Annotated in this window: 16 protein-coding genes and 1 tRNA gene; 6 read left to right on the top strand and 11 right to left on the bottom strand. The window is 42.6% G+C overall.

The window, feature by feature from the left end:
* Positions 1–469: 469 nt before the first annotated feature.
* From purU to KHS38_RS17925, 3 genes are read left to right on the top strand one after another with little or no spacing between them, the layout of a single operon-like run.
* Positions 470–1309 (top strand): formyltetrahydrofolate deformylase, encoded by an 840-nt coding sequence (purU, locus tag KHS38_RS17935; RefSeq protein WP_213489942.1) that lies wholly within the window; start codon positions 470–472, stop codon positions 1307–1309.
* 35 nt (positions 1310–1344) lie between these two features.
* Positions 1345–1728: a hypothetical protein gene (locus tag KHS38_RS17930; protein ID WP_213489941.1), complete on the top strand. Its 384-nt coding sequence runs from the start codon at positions 1345–1347 to the stop codon at positions 1726–1728.
* Positions 1729–1747: 19 nt separating this feature from the next.
* Positions 1748–2401, top strand: coding sequence for a YceH family protein (locus KHS38_RS17925; protein ID WP_213489940.1), 654 nt, complete (start codon positions 1748–1750; stop codon positions 2399–2401).
* A gap of 439 nt (positions 2402–2840) precedes the next feature.
* On the opposite strand, the gene KHS38_RS17920 is transcribed toward KHS38_RS17925, so the two are convergent.
* The 3 genes from KHS38_RS17920 to KHS38_RS17910 form a co-directional block, all read right to left on the bottom strand.
* Positions 2841–4703, bottom strand: coding sequence for a CocE/NonD family hydrolase (locus KHS38_RS17920; RefSeq protein ID WP_213489939.1), 1863 nt, complete (start codon positions 4701–4703; stop codon positions 2841–2843).
* A 78-nt stretch (positions 4704–4781) separates the two neighbouring features.
* A complete protein-coding gene (locus tag KHS38_RS17915) occupies positions 4782–5249 on the bottom strand; it encodes a YcxB family protein (RefSeq protein WP_213489938.1) in 468 nt (155 codons plus the stop codon).
* Between the two features lie 156 nt (positions 5250–5405).
* Complete coding sequence (locus KHS38_RS17910; RefSeq protein ID WP_213489937.1) at positions 5406–6596, bottom strand: phosphoglycerate kinase; 1191 nt, start codon at positions 6594–6596, stop codon at positions 5406–5408.
* A 294-nt stretch (positions 6597–6890) separates the two neighbouring features.
* Here KHS38_RS17910 and KHS38_RS17905 point away from each other — a divergent pair, with 294 nt between their 5' ends.
* Positions 6891–7433, top strand: coding sequence for a glycine zipper domain-containing protein (locus KHS38_RS17905; protein ID WP_213489936.1), 543 nt, complete (start codon positions 6891–6893; stop codon positions 7431–7433).
* 110 nt (positions 7434–7543) lie between these two features.
* On the opposite strand, the gene KHS38_RS17900 is transcribed toward KHS38_RS17905, so the two are convergent.
* Positions 7544–7978 (bottom strand): GNAT family N-acetyltransferase, encoded by a 435-nt coding sequence (locus tag KHS38_RS17900; RefSeq protein ID WP_213489935.1) that lies wholly within the window; start codon positions 7976–7978, stop codon positions 7544–7546.
* 210 nt (positions 7979–8188) lie between these two features.
* Between KHS38_RS17900 and KHS38_RS17895 the strand changes: the two genes are divergently transcribed.
* Positions 8189–8821: a hypothetical protein gene (locus tag KHS38_RS17895; protein WP_213489934.1), complete on the top strand. Its 633-nt coding sequence runs from the start codon at positions 8189–8191 to the stop codon at positions 8819–8821.
* 59 nt (positions 8822–8880) lie between these two features.
* Here KHS38_RS17895 and gap read toward each other — a convergent pair whose 3' ends face one another.
* On the bottom strand, positions 8881–9879 hold the full coding sequence (gene gap, locus KHS38_RS17890; protein ID WP_213489933.1) for a type I glyceraldehyde-3-phosphate dehydrogenase: 999 nt from the start codon (positions 9877–9879) through the stop codon (positions 8881–8883).
* Between the two features lie 162 nt (positions 9880–10041).
* On the opposite strand from gap, the gene KHS38_RS17885 reads away from it, so the two are divergent.
* Complete coding sequence (locus tag KHS38_RS17885) at positions 10042–11625, top strand: hypothetical protein (RefSeq protein WP_213489932.1); 1584 nt, start codon at positions 10042–10044, stop codon at positions 11623–11625.
* Positions 11626–11658: 33 nt separating this feature from the next.
* On the opposite strand, the gene KHS38_RS17880 is transcribed toward KHS38_RS17885, so the two are convergent.
* The 6 genes from KHS38_RS17880 to KHS38_RS17855 all read right to left on the bottom strand — a co-directional run bounded on the left by KHS38_RS17880 (position 11659) and on the right by KHS38_RS17855 (position 16587).
* Positions 11659–12138 (bottom strand): hypothetical protein, encoded by a 480-nt coding sequence (locus KHS38_RS17880; protein WP_213489931.1) that lies wholly within the window; start codon positions 12136–12138, stop codon positions 11659–11661.
* Positions 12139–12242: 104 nt separating this feature from the next.
* Positions 12243–13241: a GTPase ObgE gene (gene obgE, locus KHS38_RS17875; RefSeq protein WP_213489930.1), complete on the bottom strand. Its 999-nt coding sequence runs from the start codon at positions 13239–13241 to the stop codon at positions 12243–12245.
* A 129-nt stretch (positions 13242–13370) separates the two neighbouring features.
* Entirely contained in the window at positions 13371–13943 is a 573-nt protein-coding gene (locus KHS38_RS17870) for an adenylate kinase (RefSeq protein WP_213489929.1), read from the bottom strand.
* Between the two features lie 69 nt (positions 13944–14012).
* Positions 14013–14086, bottom strand: a tRNA-Arg gene (locus KHS38_RS17865).
* 310 nt (positions 14087–14396) lie between these two features.
* The gene (locus KHS38_RS17860) at positions 14397–15995 is read right to left on the bottom strand and encodes a S8 family peptidase (RefSeq protein WP_249665467.1); all 1599 of its coding nucleotides are present in this window, start codon (positions 15993–15995) and stop codon (positions 14397–14399) included.
* A gap of 130 nt (positions 15996–16125) precedes the next feature.
* The gene (locus tag KHS38_RS17855) at positions 16126–16587 is read right to left on the bottom strand and encodes a redoxin domain-containing protein (RefSeq protein ID WP_213489928.1); all 462 of its coding nucleotides are present in this window, start codon (positions 16585–16587) and stop codon (positions 16126–16128) included.
* Between the last annotated feature and the right edge of the window lie 104 nt (positions 16588–16691).

Below are 16691 nucleotides of genomic sequence, written 5' to 3'. Positions count from 1 at the left end.
TGATATCAAATTGAATATTGCACAAAGCCGGGGTAGTTACCAGAATAACTTCGAAGAAAGAAACGGCTATAAATGGTTATAGAATAACTGCTATCCTTGTTATTCTATCCATTCGCCAGTGTGCTATGCGGATCCAACACCTACTATACATTTAACAGGCAATATGGTTTTGAGTAATCTCCATTTTACACTGCCTTTAAATTAGCAGCTACAGAGCACCTTAGGCAGTAGATGCAATAGGCGTTATAAAAACAATCCGTTTTTCGTTGAACGAAAGACCGCTTTATTTATACCCGCGGCTGCCGTCGGCACCAAACCACTTATCACTTCCATATCGAGAGAGGATATGAGGATCTTAATACGCAATCGGTTATTTGCAAATCAAATCAACTACGTCAATCGCCGCACATTGTATCCTATAGATACAAACAACTATCCTTTTGCATTTTATTTCTATCTTGACTGCATCATGGTAATTATTGTACAATGCAGCGACGCTGCCGGGCTGGTGGCCGGCGTATCCGGAACGCTTACCCGCCATCGGCTTAATATTATTTCATTAGATGAGTATGTTGATAAAGCAGAGGGCCGTTTTTACCTGCGCCTGAATGCAGAACCAACAGGCCAGAATGCTATAGACAATACCGCCCTGCAACGTGAACTTGCACAAGTGTTACCTCCTGGCGCTGTAATTAACATCAATCCCGAACCACAAAAGAAGATAGTAGTGCTGGTTACCAAAGAATATCATTGCCTGGCCGATATTTTGGTACGGCACTATTTTGGCACGCTGGGTGCGCAGGTACTGTGTGTTATAGGAAACCATATTACGTTACAAGATATTTGCCGCCGTTTTGACATCCCGTTCTTACTCATATCGCATGAGGGTTACAGCAAGGCCGCCTTTGAGCAGCGCATAGCGGATGCTATTTTACCCTATGAAGCCGATTATATTGTATTGGCAAAATTTATGCGCATTTTGTCGCCCGAGTTTGTTGCCCGGTTCCCGATGCAGCTCATTAATATACACCACTCGTTTTTACCGGCTTTTGTTGGTGCCAGCCCGTACCGGCAGGCTTACGAGCGTGGCGTGAAGCTGATTGGCGCCACGGCACATTTTGTAACAGACGATTTAGACGAAGGGCCTATCATTGCGCAGCAAACCATTCCGGTTAATCATAACTTTACGGCAGCTGATATGGTTAAAGCGGGCAAAGAAATAGAAACTGCTGTATTAGCCAAGGCGCTGCAACTGGTATTTGACGACCGGGTGTTTGTTTATAAAAACAAGACCATCGTTTTCGAATAAGCAGCTTATTAAACAATTTATCACCATATATTCTCATGATGAAAAAACAGTTACTATTCCTGATCCTGCTTAGCATTATTTACACGGCATGTACCCAACATACCACCAAGGCCATAAAGCTGGGTATACAAGGCAACTGGAAATTAACCGCTACCCTGGCCGATATAGGCGATGGTAAAGGCACCTGGACCAAAAGCACAGGTAGTGATTATGCAAAGTTCAATACTGATGGCACTATAACCGGCACGGCCCTCACCGATGCTATACACTATAAAGTAATTGACAGTGCGCATATGGAACTAACTATAAAGCATAATGCCGAGCCTGTAATATACCGCTACCAGCTTAATGCCAACACCCTGACACTGCAACCGCCCTGCCGCGAGGCTTGCGGCATTCGGTTTATACGTGTAAAATAATTCCCCCTTACAAACTATTATGCAAACTTTACCCAAATTAAGCCATGAGGAGATACGCGTTTTAGGCGCATTAATGGAAAAAAGTCGCACTACGCCCGAGTATTATCCGCTAACTGTAAACGCGCTGGTAACAGCATGTAATCAAAAGTCGGCCCGCAAGCCGGTAGTTAATTATGACGAGGATACCGTGGTAAGAACGGTTGACTCACTTAAAAAGAAGGGACTGGTATCAACAGCCACAGGCGGATCAAGCCGGGCTGTGAAATACAAGCACAACTTTGCCATTATGTTTCCGGTTATACCATCAGAAGTGGCATTGATTTGCCTGTTGTTATTGCGCGGACCGCAAACCCCAGGTGAGCTGAATACTAACTCGGGCCGGTTGTATGAATTTGAATCATTAGATGATATACAGCAAGCGCTTGAAAAGTTAAGTGGTGGCGATACGCCCTTTGTCACCCAGCTACCCCGCCGCAGCGGACAAAAAGAAGCCCGCTACATGCACCTGCTTGGTGAAACACTGGAGATACCCGAAGAGGAAGAGCCAGAAACATCAGGTACAGGCGCATCATCATCCACGTCAGCACTCGAAAGCCGCGTAAGCCAGTTGGAAGATGAATTAGCAACGCTACGCCAGGAATTTGATAAGCTATTGAAAGAACTGTTAGGATAATTATGATGTTAAGCCATATCAAGCCTGTTAAATAAGTTGATTAACAACTTATTTAACAGGCTTAAAATCTTAAAGGAAGTTTGTTACGTATATCCGGCAATTGTGTAACTTTTTATAATAAATTGTTTTTTAACTATACGATTTAACAATTAATTAACGTTACACCTTTTTAGAATATTAGCAGATACTTACTCATCTACCTTTGAGATTTTTTGTATGGACAAACCATTTTTGCATTGCCCTAAATGTAACCGCCCCTATCATTACCGGCTACCAACTCCTTTTATATTCAGGACGTTGTTTTTCTTTTTACCCATTAAAAGCTTTTTTTGTGCTAAGTGCGCCACATCCCGCTATTACTTAATGACACAAAAAAAAGCGGCCGAATATCATATCTAAATATGATATTCAGCGGCAGTACTTTAAGCTAAATTTCACCTTACATCGTCTTTACCTTCAAAAAGCTTGGATGCGCTTTTGAGGTATATACCCTATGGGTGGCTTTTTTGAAGTCGGTATCCTTGGCTTTCATAATATCCTGAAATTGCTGCGTATTGCGATCAATAAGCGGGAACCAGGTACTTTGTACCTGCACCATAATACGGTGCCCTTTTTTGAACGTGTGCAATACATCCTGCAATTCAAAATTAACCGGTGATACCTGCCCCGGAACAAACGCCGCAGGCTTATCAAACCCGGTGCGGAACTTGCCGCGCATAGCCTCGCTACGAACCATCTGCTGATAACCGCCCATCCCGGTGCCTTTGGTTGTCCATTGATTGTTTTTAGCCGTGTCGGGGTATACGTCAATTACTTTTACTACCCAGTCGGCATCGGTACCAGTGGTTGATACTTTGAGGTTCGCCCAGATGTTACCGGCTAAGGTAATATCATCAGTAAGCACGTCGGTTTGATAGGTAAGCACATCCGCACGCCCAGCCACAAAACGCTGGTCGGCGGTCATGTAGTCCCGATCCATGTCCATGCTCTTGCGATTCAGGAATGGAACAGGGTTATTCGGGTCGGATACGAACTCGTTGTAGGTATCTTTGCTGTCAGCAGGGGCTGTAAACGACAATTTGCCACCCGGTAAAAAGTACAGATTCTTTTCTTCGGCATCTTTAGGCGGCCAGGTTTTGTAGGCTTTCCACTGGTTTACACCGGTTTGAAAGGTTGACACTTTTGGAATATCCAATGGTGTACCTTTCAGGTAGTGGCTAAAAAACGCAAACTCAATTTTTTCGCGATAGTAAGGAGCCGTAGCACCACCAAAATCTACATCGCCTAAATGGTCGCCATTACCACGTGCCCAGCCACCATGCACCCAGGGCCCCATGGCAAAATATACCGGCGTATTCGGGTTTTTTGCTGTGAGTACTTTATAAGTGTTAATGGCACCATACAGGTCCTCAGCATCATACCAGCCACCGGTTACCAGGGTAGCCGTCTTGATATCGTGCAGGTGGGTAAGCACGTTTCGGTCTTTCCAATGCTGGTCATAATTCGGGTGATCCATCATTTCGTTCCACAGGCGAATGGTGTCTTTGTAATACTTATCATTCGAATTTTTCATGGAACCCATTTTCAGGAAGAAATCATAACCATCTTCCGTACCCGGATCAAAACCTTTCGAGCGGCGCTGGGTTGGCTTGTCATCCTGGCGGTTAGTAAAGCCGGGATAAAAGCCAAAGTTGGCTACCAGCATAAATGCCCCGTTATGAAAAGCATCATCACGGTACAAATCGGCAATTGGAGCCTGCGGCGATGCGGCCACCAGCGCAGGGTGCCGGCTCAGCAATGCCGTTGTAGTATAAAAGCCTGGATAGGATATACCCCATACCCCTACTTTACCGTTATTATTCGGAATGTTTTTAATGAGCCAGTCGATGGTATCATAAGTATCAGTACCCTCATCAACATCTTTGTTGGTTTTGTGCTCTTCCAGCTCGGGCGTCATTTCCTCGTAAATACCCTCACTCATCCAGCGGCCACGTACATCCTGGTAAACAAATATGTAACCATCGTGCAAAAATAAAGATGATGGGCCCAGGCTTGGTTTATACTTATCCGTACCGTAGGGCGCCACACTGTAACAGGTCCGGTCCATCATGAATGGATGCTGCTTGCTTTGATCTTTAGGCACGTATACCGACGTGAACAGCTTTTTACCGTCACGCATGGGTATTTGGTATTCATACTTGGTATAATTTTCTTTAACGAAAGCTGCGTCGGGGTTACCGCCGGGCTGGGCAAATGCCTGCAGGGTAAACAGGCAAAAAATTAGGAAAGCAAGTTTTTTCATTTTTATAAAGAGGTATCTAAACATACAAAAATGTCTGTATTATAGAAACCACCTTTATAGAAGTTATTTATCGTTTTACTATTTCCATCGCCAGTTTAGCTCCTGACAAATAGCTAAACCGTGCTTTTGCGCCATTTCAGTTAATTGCGCTGATAACGCATGTACATCAACACTATGTTTAGGCAGCGTGATAACGTCTTTAGAAGATAAGGCAATAAAAAAATAATTACCGGTTTCTGTGATACTCTCAACCTGTGAAGTGTTAATTATCACATTACCAATCTTACTTTCAGAGATGATTTGATCATCGGTAATGGTAAAATCGTATAAGATGTCTTTCAAGCTGTTATACCTATCGTTAGCAAACTTATTGTAATGCCTTCTGTAAGTCAGCTTCTGAAATGAGGGATATAATAATAACAGCACCAGTCCGGCAATTATACTACCCCACATCATGTACATATCTTCACCCACGTAGCTGGTTATGGCTGCGACTACAAAGAACAAGACCAGAAGAAGCCAGCTTTTGCGCCTGTTTCTTTTCATTCGATCTGATTTTGAGGCCACAAACAAATAATTGTTCAACAGATCTTCTTGCGTATAGGTTACTGAAAATTTCATATTGTAAGATAAGGGTGCTGAATGTATAACAAAAAAAGGCAAGTCATGCTTGCCTTTTTTTGTTAATAAAGTATATAAGTTTTACTCATTAATCGCCTTAACACCCGGCAACTCTTTGCCTTCCATATACTCCAGTAAAGCGCCGCCACCGGTAGAGACGTAGCTTACGCCATCAACCAGGTTAAACTTGGCTACAGCTGCAGCCGAGTCGCCACCACCAATCAACGAAAAAGCGCCGTTTTGAGTAGCCTTTACTACGGCTTCTGCTACGGCTTTGGTACCTTTTTCGAATTTTTCCATTTCGAAAACGCCCATCGGGCCGTTCCATAAAATGGTTTTTGATTCTTCCACTACCTTAGTAAAGGCAGCGATTGAATCCGGACCGATATCCAGGCCCATCCAACCTTCTTTGATATCGCTGTTTGGCGCCGTATCAGTATTGGCATCGGCAGCAAAAGCGTCAGCAATAATAGAATCCGTTGGCAGTAACAGGTTTACGCCTTTATCTTTTGCTTTTTGGATCAGGCTCAGGGTCAGTTCCAGCTTATCATCCTCAACCAGTGATTTACCAATATTGCCACCCTGTGCTTTGGCAAACGTATAAGCCATACCACCGCCAATAATCAGGTTATCGACCTTATCAAGCATATTCTCGATCAGCAGTAGCTTATCAGATACTTTAGCACCACCCATAATAGCGGTAAAAGGTTTAGCAGCACCATTCAGAACTTTTTCGGCATTGGCAAGCTCGGCACCCATCAGGTAACCGAAGAATTTGCCTTCAGGGAAAAACTGTGCAATAACGGCGGTTGAAGCGTGTGCACGGTGAGCGGTACCAAAAGCATCGTTTACATAAACATCGCCCAGTTTAGACAGCTTTTCAGCAAAATCTTTATCGCCTTTTTCTTCTTCTTTATAAAAACGCAGGTTTTCTAATAGTAACACTTGACCACCTTGTAAAGCAGCAGCCTTTTCGGTAGCCTCTGCACCAATACAATCGTCAGCAAATTGCACTTCTTTACCCAGCAGCTCGGCCAGGTGAGGTACAATGTGTTTCAGAGAATATTTTTCAGTAGGACCTTCTTTAGGTCGGCCTAAATGCGACATCAGTATCACGGCACCACCATCGTTAAGTATTTTGTTGATGGTAGGCAAAGCCGCCGTCATACGGTTATCATCCGTAATCGTATAGTCTTTATCCAGCGGAACATTGAAATCAACCCTGATCAGGGCTTTCTTTCCGGCAAAACTGATTTGATCTATTGTTTTCATGAGTTTCTACATCAAAAATGAGTTGCCAAATTCAGAAATAAAATCCACATCACATAAGCAAATAAAAAAAGGATTGGTAACAAATGAATATAGATAAACGTGTATCCGTACGAAATAATCAACCATCAATTATCACCAATACGAATAAACACGAAGCAGCATAATTTGTATATGCTTATAAAAGAGCACTTTAGTCTTATTTTTGATAATTGGCAAATTAATTGCTAATGTATATTTGACTTTTGCTGTTTGCTTTAGTCATACATTTATTCACACTACTTAAAAACATTTATTATGATACAGGCAAAGCGTTTATTAATAGTTACAGGCATATCGGTTGGTTTAATGGCATGCCATTCTAACCCAAACACATCAGCAAATAACACATCGGCTTCTACTCCTGTGGTTGCTAAAGTAGACAGCCCTGCTGTCAGTAAAGCAGACACTGCAGGACTTGCTGCTTTTAAAGCTGAAAAGAAAGCCCGTTATGAAGACAGCTTGAAAAGTGTAGGCGCTCAGCGTGAACGCGAAAAACGCCGTGCAAATACATCGTATGCTTCCACATCCAGATCAAGACGATCATATGCTTCATCTGGCTCGGCAACATCAACTGGTACATCAGGATATGCCAGCAGTGCAGATTACCCTACAGCCAGAAAGAAAAGCCACGCCGCACGTAACGGTGCTTTGATTGGTGCAGGTGCCGGTGCTTTGACAGGTGCATTAGTTACTAAGAAAAACAGAGGTGTAGGTGCGCTGATTGGTGGTGTAGCCGGTGGTGCCGCTGGTTTTGGTGTTGGTAAAATTGTAGAACACAAACAAAAGAAAAATCAGTAATCTATAGTTCAAAAAATAAAAAAAGCAACCTCAATGAGGTTGCTTTTTTTGTATATAACGTTTTTGATTCAGGCTATAGATATATCAATAAAAAGATTTAGACCACAAGCCTATTGTATCTTCAAATACATTACATAATGTGGCCCGATACCAGAAATCTCAAACTCGTCTGAAATCACTTCAAAACCAGAATTCTGATAAAAGCTTACGGCTACCTTACGGGCATTGCACCACATATAGTTTGCACCCTGCCCCTTTAGGTAAACAGTAGCGAAATTAACCAGTTGGGTACCCAAACCCTTACCCTGATAACCCGGCGCTGTAGCCATGCCACGCAGCTGATAACCACGACCTGTATATTCTTTATAATCTTGGGAATGAAAAGAAGCCACGCATACCAGCTGCTCATCACGAAAATAGCCTAAGTGAAAACTCTCAGCCAGTTCGTCCCCCGAAAAAACACACTCGTGTAATTGCAGTCGGCCGTCCCTCAATACTTCATTGCGAAGCGGTAGCACATCTTTCCCCGAAATAAATTTAACCATTGCTCAATATGTAGAATAATTACCCCGAATTTACTCAAAGTTATCGGGCTTACAATTAATGTAATTGCTTTGAACCTGGTAATCTGACAACCTTACCTCTTGAAGGAATAAAACACATCTGACTTATGTATAGAGCCCATTAGGCTGAGTTTTATCACTGATTAAAGGCACAATGGTTGCCAAACAACTGCCAGTAAAGATATAGTGAAAATGAAAAATTTAATCAGCGCCGCAGTAATAATTACTGCATTATCAGGATGTGGTAAAGAGAACGAAGCTAAGCCCAATGTAAGTGATAAAGATATTGCCATTTCTAATCCCATACAAAACCAACCTAACACCAGCCACACTACATTTAACGTAGGCTATGAATTGCCCGCACAAATAGTAACTACGCAGATTAATAGCAATAATTTAGTACTTACCTATAATGAGAATGTTAGTCTTCTGGTGAACCCTACCGAATATGACAGCTCCTGGGCATTGCACCTTAAAGAAGATTTTAGCCAGACGGGATTAAAAGATATTACCTACACTACCGTTACCCCTCATGGCATCACAGTTACCAACTGGATTGATGACAACTTAAACAATGTAACCATTAAAGCCAAGAAAGATACGATGGTTAATAGTAAAAACTTAATTAAGCTTACTATTGAACGCCAATTTAAATTTGCTCAGCTATATTCAAACCAACAGGAGGCCACAGCTGCCCGCGACAACTTTTTAACCCGCAAAAATGATGTAATAACATTTTCATCATTTTATTACTCGGAAGATAAAACTATTATGCCGGCTGCACAAACAGCAAAACTGGTTTATGTAACAGGATCATCATTGTAAGAAATGACATATAAAAAAAAATGCAGCACATCATCTGTGCTGCATTTTTTTTATGAAGGTTAGCCCTCCTGGCTTTGTATTCGCATTACCAAGTCGGCCAGCCGGCTGGCATATCCCATTTCGTTATCGTACCAGCCCACTACCTTAACCAAACCACCTACTATTGAAGTAAGCTGCGCATCAAAAATGCAGCTATGCGGATTGTCCAGAATATCGGTTGACACGATGGGGTCTTCCGTATATTCCAGAATATTTTTCATATCGGTACTGGCTGCCTGCTTAAAAGCAGCATTAATTTCAGCAACGGTTGCCGGCTTTTTCAAGGTACAGGTAAAATCAGTCAGCGAACCATTCAGTACCGGCACCCGGATGCCCGCTCCGCCCAGTTTACCATCCAAATGTGGAAATATAGAGGTAATAGCTTTAGCTGCCCCGGTGGTGGTTGGAATAATAGAGGCCGATGCTGCACGGGCGCGACGCAAATCTTTATGCGGCGCATCGTGCAGGTTCTGGTCGCCGGTCATGGAGTGCACCGTGGTAATATAACCTTCCACAATTCCCCAGTTATCTTCAAGCACCTTTACCATGGCAGCAACATTGTTAGTGGTACACGAAGCATTGGAAAGTATAGGCGAACACAAATCAATCTGACTATCATTTACCCCAAGCACTACAGTAGGCACGCCTTTGCTACTTGCAGGCGCCGAAATAATAACCTGTTTGGCACCGGCAGCCAAATGTTGCTGCCCACCCTCAAGCGAGGCAAATTTACCTGTCGACTCAATTACCAGATCAATCTCCAGCTGCTTCCAGGGCAAATTAGCCGGTTTATTTTCTGACAACACTTGTATGCGGCGGTTATTTACAACCAGTGTATTACCATCGGCATACACCTCGCCTTTAAAACCGCGATGGACAGAATCGTACTTAAAAAGATGGGCAAGCGTTGGCGTATCGGTAATATCATTAATGGCCACTACTTCAACACCGGCTTTATCTAATATATTTCGTAAAAAGATGCGGCCTATTCGACCAAATCCATTGATAGCAATCCTCATAATTCCGTTTAATTACACTGCAAAGCTATATAAAAAACACAGGCTGCTTATGGTTTCATTGTAAGCTTTATTTCATCCTTGCCCATCATCAAACAAGCCGGCATGATACTATTGTAACGGATTGATTACTTTTGCATATTCAGCGTATTTGATTTTATACTTATGATCAGCAAGCAACAAGCCTTAATTCCCCGCATTATTATATTCCTTTTAGCCATTTGGACCATTGTGCTGGGCATCATCAGCTATATGGCGCCGCCATCTATTTTCCCTGACCCAAGCTGGGGGTTTCAGGTAATGCGCTGTATGGAAAAAGGCGGAGGTTTCAATTTACTGATCAGTCCCAGCCAGGAAAACGTGGCCAAAAACACAGCCGAGTTTTTAACCTGGTGGTCGCCCGGCCAGTACCTGGCTCCGTATTTCTTCAAAAACTTGTTTGGTACCAATACAGGACAGGCAGCCGTAATTACTATTACCGTATGCCAGCTGTTAGGCATAGGCGGATTTTACGCCTTATTTAAAAAGGTTGGTTTCACGCGCCTGGTATCAGCCATAAGTGTGGCTTTTATTGTAGGCCAGCAATTCTTTTATATTCCATACTCTTTTTATAATGGCGGCGAGGTGTTACTATTTGCCTACGCAGGTTGGTTTTTGTACGGATGCTTAAGCTTCCGCAAAATCAGCATACCTATGCTGCTGTTTATACTGCTATCGGGATGGGCTGGATTTTTCTGCAAATCATCCATGATGTGGATTTACGCCTCGGGTTTGCTTTGCTTATGGATCAGGGTGTCCTACTATGAGAAAAGCTGGTGGCCGTGGATTAAAAACGGCTTATGGATGGCGCCGCCTGCTTTATTATCCGTAGCAAGCATTTATTTTTTCTACCTGAGCAAAGGCCAAAACCCTACCTCATCAGACCATACCGGCTTGCGGCTGGCCTGGGAAACATTGAGCTTTCCGCTGGCCTCGCCACTGTTATCCGGCTTTTCGGTTGATGAAATTACCCACGGATTGATTTACCACCCAGATGGCCCTATGTTTAGCCCAGTATGGACTATCATTATCTTACTACTGTTGGCGGTACTGAGCATTACTCTTATTATGGCCGTAGTAAAACGTGTACCCATGCGCGATTACAAGATTTTAATGCTCGTTTTTTATGGAGTTTCCGTACTATTTTTTGGCTATGCCTTTTTGCGGCAGCTGGCTATATCTTACGAAGGCCGACATTTTAGAATTGTGGGTTTACTGATAATTCCGGGTGCTATTTACCTCCTTAGCCAAACCAGATTTATTGTTTATAAGGTTGCCTTTGGATTGCTGTGGGCAGGCATTACGGTATTCAGCCTGATGAAATTAAAAAATGAATACGAGTATGATAGAGACGAAGCCGCACATGGCACATCGGGCCTTACCCAACAGTTTATAGACCAGCCTACACTTAATTATATTATGCAGCAGGACAAACAGCAGCATAACGCCTTATTTGTGTTCATCAGCGCTGATTTGGGTTTGGAAATAGAACATAACCGGTTTATCACCCTCGAACCTATTGGCAAAGACATAAAAATAGATTTTGAAGATTATACCCATGCCGGCCATGCCGGGCCATTATACATTGTGTTACCATCCGATTATGAAGAGCACGGGCGTGATAAACTAATTATGCGCTGCTTTCCGGGCTATAAAAATTTCAAGACATTAACGCTGACAGAGGATTATACGGTTTACTCGGCTGAGTAGCATAAGCATATTATAGAATAATTATTATTGTTATCACTTGTAATTACCAGAAAACTGAGTTTTTAAAACTGCAAGGATTATTGGAAATCCCATTGAAAAAAAAATAGGAAAAGCATACACCACCACGTCCAGCCAGTTCTGGCTTCTACCATCTTCAGGATCGTACCATGAAGACCTATTGTAAGTTGGTTCTACTCCATATGCTTGTACATAAGCATATCTTAAAGAGTTATAACTTACTACATAGATTAATGGAGAGTAAAAAGAATCTGATAGTGTTGGTTTTTTAAAAGTATTTTCATGCAGAGAAAGAAGGACTTGAAAGATAGCCATACAAAGACTTACTATCAATAATCCCAGTAAGGCTTTGTTATTGCGCATTACCTTATTCGAAGCCATTAAGATAGCTACACAAGTCACACCACATCCTAAGAATAACATAAATGGTTTATCGGTCAACATGTATACAACAGATTGTAAACTATCAAAAAATGGCAACAGTTTCTCTATCAAATCTGATAGGGTATAACTGCAGTCAAAGTTCAATCCCTAAAAAGCTTTTTAAGACAAAAAGATTGCCTTAATTATTAACGTCCCTTTTTTATTTACGGATAATTTTATTGGTTAATTGCTTTCCAAAGCATATCCTTAAGTGCATCGATACCCTGTTGTGCTACAGATGATATAAATACCGCCGTAATATCTTTCGGCAATTCCTGCTTCATTTCCTGCTTTAATTCATCATCCAGCAAATCGCTTTTGGTTATGGCTAACACACGTGGTTTGTGTATCAGCTCCGGGTTATATTCTTCCAATTCGTGTAATAGAATGTTATATTCTTCGGTAATGGTACGATTGGTATCAGCCGGCACCATAAACAGCAACACCGAGTTACGCTCAATGTGGCGCAAAAAGCGGAAGCCTAAGCCTTTTCCTTTAGATGCCCCCTCGATAATACCCGGAATATCAGCCATTACAAACGACTTACTGTCGCGGTAGGATACAATACCTAAGTTAGGCACAATGGTGGTAAATGCGTAATCAGCTATCTCGGGCTTGGCTGCCGATACTACCGACAATAAAGTGGATTTACCGGCATTCGGAAAACCTACCAAACCTACATCGGCCAGCAGTTTTAATTCCAAAATGTTCCATACTTCCTGGCCTTGCTCGCCTGGCTGTGCAAAGCGCGGGGTTTGCTGTGTGGCCGATTTAAAATGCCAGTTGCCTAAGCCGCCACGGCCGCCGCTGGTTAATATTTTGGTCTCACCATCTTTCGTGATTTCGAAAATCACCTCGCCGGTTTCAGCATCTTTTGCTATAGTGCCCAGTGGCACCTCCAATATTTCATCACGGCCGGTTTTGCCGGTACGCAATGCGCTACCGCCAGAATCGCCGTCGCCCGCAATAACATGTTTGCGGTATTTAAGATGCAGCAAGGTCCACAATTGCGAATTACCCTTAACAATTACATGCCCGCCACGCCCGCCATCGCCACCATCGGGACCGCCCTTGGCGGTATGCTTATCACGGTGTAAATGTGCAGAGCCAGCTCCGCCTTTACCCGAACGACAGCATATTTTCACATAATCAACAAAATTGGAACCTTGAGACATAACTTTTGATTTCGGATATCGGTGTTCGATTCCGGGTGTACTACTGACTTAAAACAACAATTTCGGACTTAAACAGTTCTCTTAGACCTGCTCAAATCCGAAATTGAAAATTCGAAATCCGATATATAATTAATACTTATCTACAACTGCGCTAATGGCAGTGAATATTTCATCGATTGAGCCGATACCGTTGATGCTGGTAAATTTAGCCTGACCTTTGTAAAAGTCAGCAACGGGAGCGGTTTTTTCATTGTACTCACGGATGCGCTTGCGAATAACCTCCGGGTTGGCATCATCCGGCCGGCCGGAATCTTTACCACGTAACAACAAACGGCTTTCCAGCTCCGCATCATTTACCTCAAGGGCAATCATGCCGGATATAGCGGTGGCCTTACTTTGCAGCAAATTATCAAGTGCAGTAGCCTGAGCTACGGTGCGTGGGAAACCATCAAAAATAAACCCTTTGGCATCCGGGTTAGTATCCAGCTTATTGCTGATCATACCTATTACTACCTCATCCGGAACCAATAAGCCCTCATCCATCAGTTTTTTTGCTTCCAGACCCAGTGTGGTACCTTGTGCAATTTCGCTACGCAGCAAATCGCCGGTTGAAAGGTGAATTAATCCGTATTTCTCGATTAGGTTTTGAGATTGAGTACCTTTCCCTGCTCCGGGCGGACCAAACAATACTAAATTCAGCATCCCTTGATATAAAATTTAAAAAGCCTTTCTGTTTTATCACGGAAAGGCTTTATGTTTATTTATTTGTTGTGGACTTGAAGGGAGTCGAACCCCTAACCTTCTGATCCGTAGTCAGATGCTCTATCCAATTGAGCTACAAGTCCTCTCTGAAACGGAGTGCAAATATACTCACAATACCGACACTCGCAAATACTTTTTCAAAAAAACATTAAGCTTTTTCACACCAACACTATTAACTACCTGTTTTACTGGTAAATAATTTTTATAAAAAATTTCACCGTCATACGCTAACCATATTGAACAGCACGTTAAACCCCCGTTAAGCTGCAAATCTTCTTTACAATTACTGCGATTTAGCTATCGCAATCCTATTTATCCTGGTGCATAAAACCAAAAAAAGCCATCCTGCACATGGGTACAGGATGGCTTTTATTATTATCCGGGCGCTTACTATTAATAAGTAGCAGCCAGTTTCAGGGCGTTGTATGCATTTACAATACCGCCGGTTTTGCACAGGTCGGCAAAAGCTACTTCTTTATCGTTAGCTCCATCTTTCAAGGTAATAGGATGATCAATTTTAACTACCGATTTCAAAATGATGTCTTTTACCTGCATGGCCGAAAGCTTTGGATAGTACGAACGGATAAGGGCTGCCAAACCGGCTACCACAGGCGCCGCCATACTGGTACCGCTATGCAGATCGTACTTTGATCCGGGTACGGTAGAGTTAATATCTACACCGGGCGCAAATACATCAACCGTATTTTTACCGTAGTTAGAGAACGCAGCTTTCAGTGTTTTGTCATCCTGCGGACCAGAAGCACCTACCTCAATCCAGGCAGTAGCTTTGCTTCCGTCCAGAAATATTGGTGTCGGGAAGTTTTTGTCTACTTCCAGGTTCAGGTTATCGTTACCGGCAGCATGTATCAGTAATACATCTTTGCTGATGGCAAATTTTATAGCTTCATCAACTGCTTTCTTGTCTGGCGAGTAGCCTTTACCAAAGCTCATGTTAATTACTTTGGCACCGTTGGCAGCTGCGTAACGGATAGCGTTAGCTACGTCTTTATCGCGCTCATCGCCATCAGGCACGGTACGTACCGACATAATCATTACATTATCGGCCACACCTTTAATACCCAAATTATTATTTCTTACCGCACCAATGATACCTGATACGTGCGAACCGTGATCAGCATCAGGACCGGCAACATCGGCGTTACCATAGTTACGTTCGTTGCTGTTGGCATAATTATCACCTACAATGCTGCGCGAATCAAAATCAACATTGTAATGGTATTTCACCTGGGTATCATAATGATCGTAAGCCTCGTCAATCACTTGTCTCTTGAAGTCCTTAAAATCCTTGAATTGCGGTAGCAGGTTACTTACCACGCCAACCACGCGGGTTTCAGGATCGCCGGCCGGTTCAAATTTCTGAAAATCGGCAAGGGTTGGATTTTGATTGTTAAGTTTGGTTAATATACCTTCCAGCACGCGCTTAAAACCGCCCACACCCTGCACGCTTTGCTGCGCTTCGGTCAGTTTAGTACTCACTTCACTTTTCACCTTCAGGTACTTGCGGTACTGCACACGCTGATCGGCACTCAATTTTGTTGAATCAGTAGTATTGGCAAATTGTGCCTGGTATTTACGCAGTAAACGTACAGCCTCCACATTATCCCAATGTACGGCACCTTTTGCGCCGCCTATAAAATCCCAACCGTGTAAATCGTCGATGTAGCCGTTTTTATCATCGTCTTTACCATTACCGGCTTTTTCTTTAGGGTTGTTCCAAATCACCTGTTTAAGGTCTTCGTGTTTAATATCCACACCACCGTCAATCACGGCAACAAGCACAGGTTTTGACTTTTTGCCTTTTAACAACTCGGCATATGCTTTTTCGGTACTGATACCAAAAACACTATCAGTTTTAAAATCCAGGTTTTGCCAGTTTTCTTTTGCTTTAACCGGGGCCTGCGCCTGTACGGCCATTGCAAAACTTAAGCTACCTGCTAAAAGCAGACTTTTTAGTATAAAAGGATTTCTCATTTAATATATTTAACTTATGTATTTAACTGCTCAATAATAAATATAGCTGGCTAATAAGCCAAAACATCGCTCTATTACCTAACACATTGCCAGTAAAACGAACGATGTTGCAAAATGGTATAAAGGGTACTTACTTCAAAAGCGCCTCAATAGCTTCAAAGTTTGGTAAATCGCCGGCCGACTCCAGCACTTCGGCATAGATAATATTCTGTTCTTCGTCAATCACGAAGGCAGCACGTTTGGATACGCCTTTAAGGCCTAATACAAATTCATCATACAAAGCACCATAAGCACCAGATACTTCTTTATTAAAATCAGACAGTAACGGAAACTGGTAATTGTTCTCTTCTTTAAATTTAGCTAAAGTGAACGGAGAATCTACCGAAATACCCAATACCTGCGCATTAATACCTTCGTAAAAGCCAAAATGATCGCGCACGGTGCAAAGTTGTGTTGTACATACGCTGGTAAATGCCATCGGGAAAAAATGAAGAATTACTTTTTTACCTTTAAAATCTGCTAATGATACGGTTTTAAGTTCGGATGATACGAGTGTAAACTGTGGGGCCGGCTGGCCTGCTTGAATTGACATACTTAATACAATTTTATTTCAAATGAAGCATTATTTATCAGGATTCTTATTACCTGTTTGTAATTTTTCGTTGTTGCGCGGCATTTAACTATAACTACGTAAAC

This window comes from Mucilaginibacter sp. Bleaf8 (assembly GCF_018390515.1).
Taxonomy (GTDB): Bacteria; Bacteroidota; Bacteroidia; order Sphingobacteriales; family Sphingobacteriaceae; genus Mucilaginibacter.
Note: the sequence above shows the minus strand (reverse complement) of the source record. Positions and strands in the feature narration are given on the sequence as shown.

What these genes read in the sequence shown, in the direction of transcription:
- purU (WP_213489942.1), top strand. Translation starts at nt 470, where the DNA reads ATGGTAATTATTGTACAATGCAGCGACGCTGCCGGGCTGGTGGCCGGC.
- KHS38_RS17930 (WP_213489941.1), top strand. Translation starts at nt 1,345, where the DNA reads ATGATGAAAAAACAGTTACTATTCCTGATCCTGCTTAGCATTATTTAC.
- KHS38_RS17925 (WP_213489940.1), top strand. Translation starts at nt 1,748, where the DNA reads ATGCAAACTTTACCCAAATTAAGCCATGAGGAGATACGCGTTTTAGGC.
- KHS38_RS17920 (WP_213489939.1), bottom strand. Translation starts at nt 4,703, where the DNA reads ATGAAAAAACTTGCTTTCCTAATTTTTTGCCTGTTTACCCTGCAGGCA.
- KHS38_RS17915 (WP_213489938.1), bottom strand. Translation starts at nt 5,249, where the DNA reads ATGAAAAGAAACAGGCGCAAAAGCTGGCTTCTTCTGGTCTTGTTCTTT.
- KHS38_RS17910 (WP_213489937.1), bottom strand. Translation starts at nt 6,596, where the DNA reads ATGAAAACAATAGATCAAATCAGTTTTGCCGGAAAGAAAGCCCTGATC.
- KHS38_RS17905 (WP_213489936.1), top strand. Translation starts at nt 6,891, where the DNA reads ATGATACAGGCAAAGCGTTTATTAATAGTTACAGGCATATCGGTTGGT.
- KHS38_RS17900 (WP_213489935.1), bottom strand. Translation starts at nt 7,978, where the DNA reads ATGGTTAAATTTATTTCGGGGAAAGATGTGCTACCGCTTCGCAATGAA.
- KHS38_RS17895 (WP_213489934.1), top strand. Translation starts at nt 8,189, where the DNA reads ATGAAAAATTTAATCAGCGCCGCAGTAATAATTACTGCATTATCAGGA.
- gap (WP_213489933.1), bottom strand. Translation starts at nt 9,879, where the DNA reads ATGAGGATTGCTATCAATGGATTTGGTCGAATAGGCCGCATCTTTTTA.
- KHS38_RS17885 (WP_213489932.1), top strand. Translation starts at nt 10,042, where the DNA reads ATGATCAGCAAGCAACAAGCCTTAATTCCCCGCATTATTATATTCCTT.
- obgE (WP_213489930.1), bottom strand. Translation starts at nt 13,241, where the DNA reads ATGTCTCAAGGTTCCAATTTTGTTGATTATGTGAAAATATGCTGTCGT.
- KHS38_RS17870 (WP_213489929.1), bottom strand. Translation starts at nt 13,943, where the DNA reads ATGCTGAATTTAGTATTGTTTGGTCCGCCCGGAGCAGGGAAAGGTACT.
- KHS38_RS17860 (WP_249665467.1), bottom strand. Translation starts at nt 15,995, where the DNA reads ATGAGAAATCCTTTTATACTAAAAAGTCTGCTTTTAGCAGGTAGCTTA.
- KHS38_RS17855 (WP_213489928.1), bottom strand. Translation starts at nt 16,587, where the DNA reads ATGTCAATTCAAGCAGGCCAGCCGGCCCCACAGTTTACACTCGTATCA.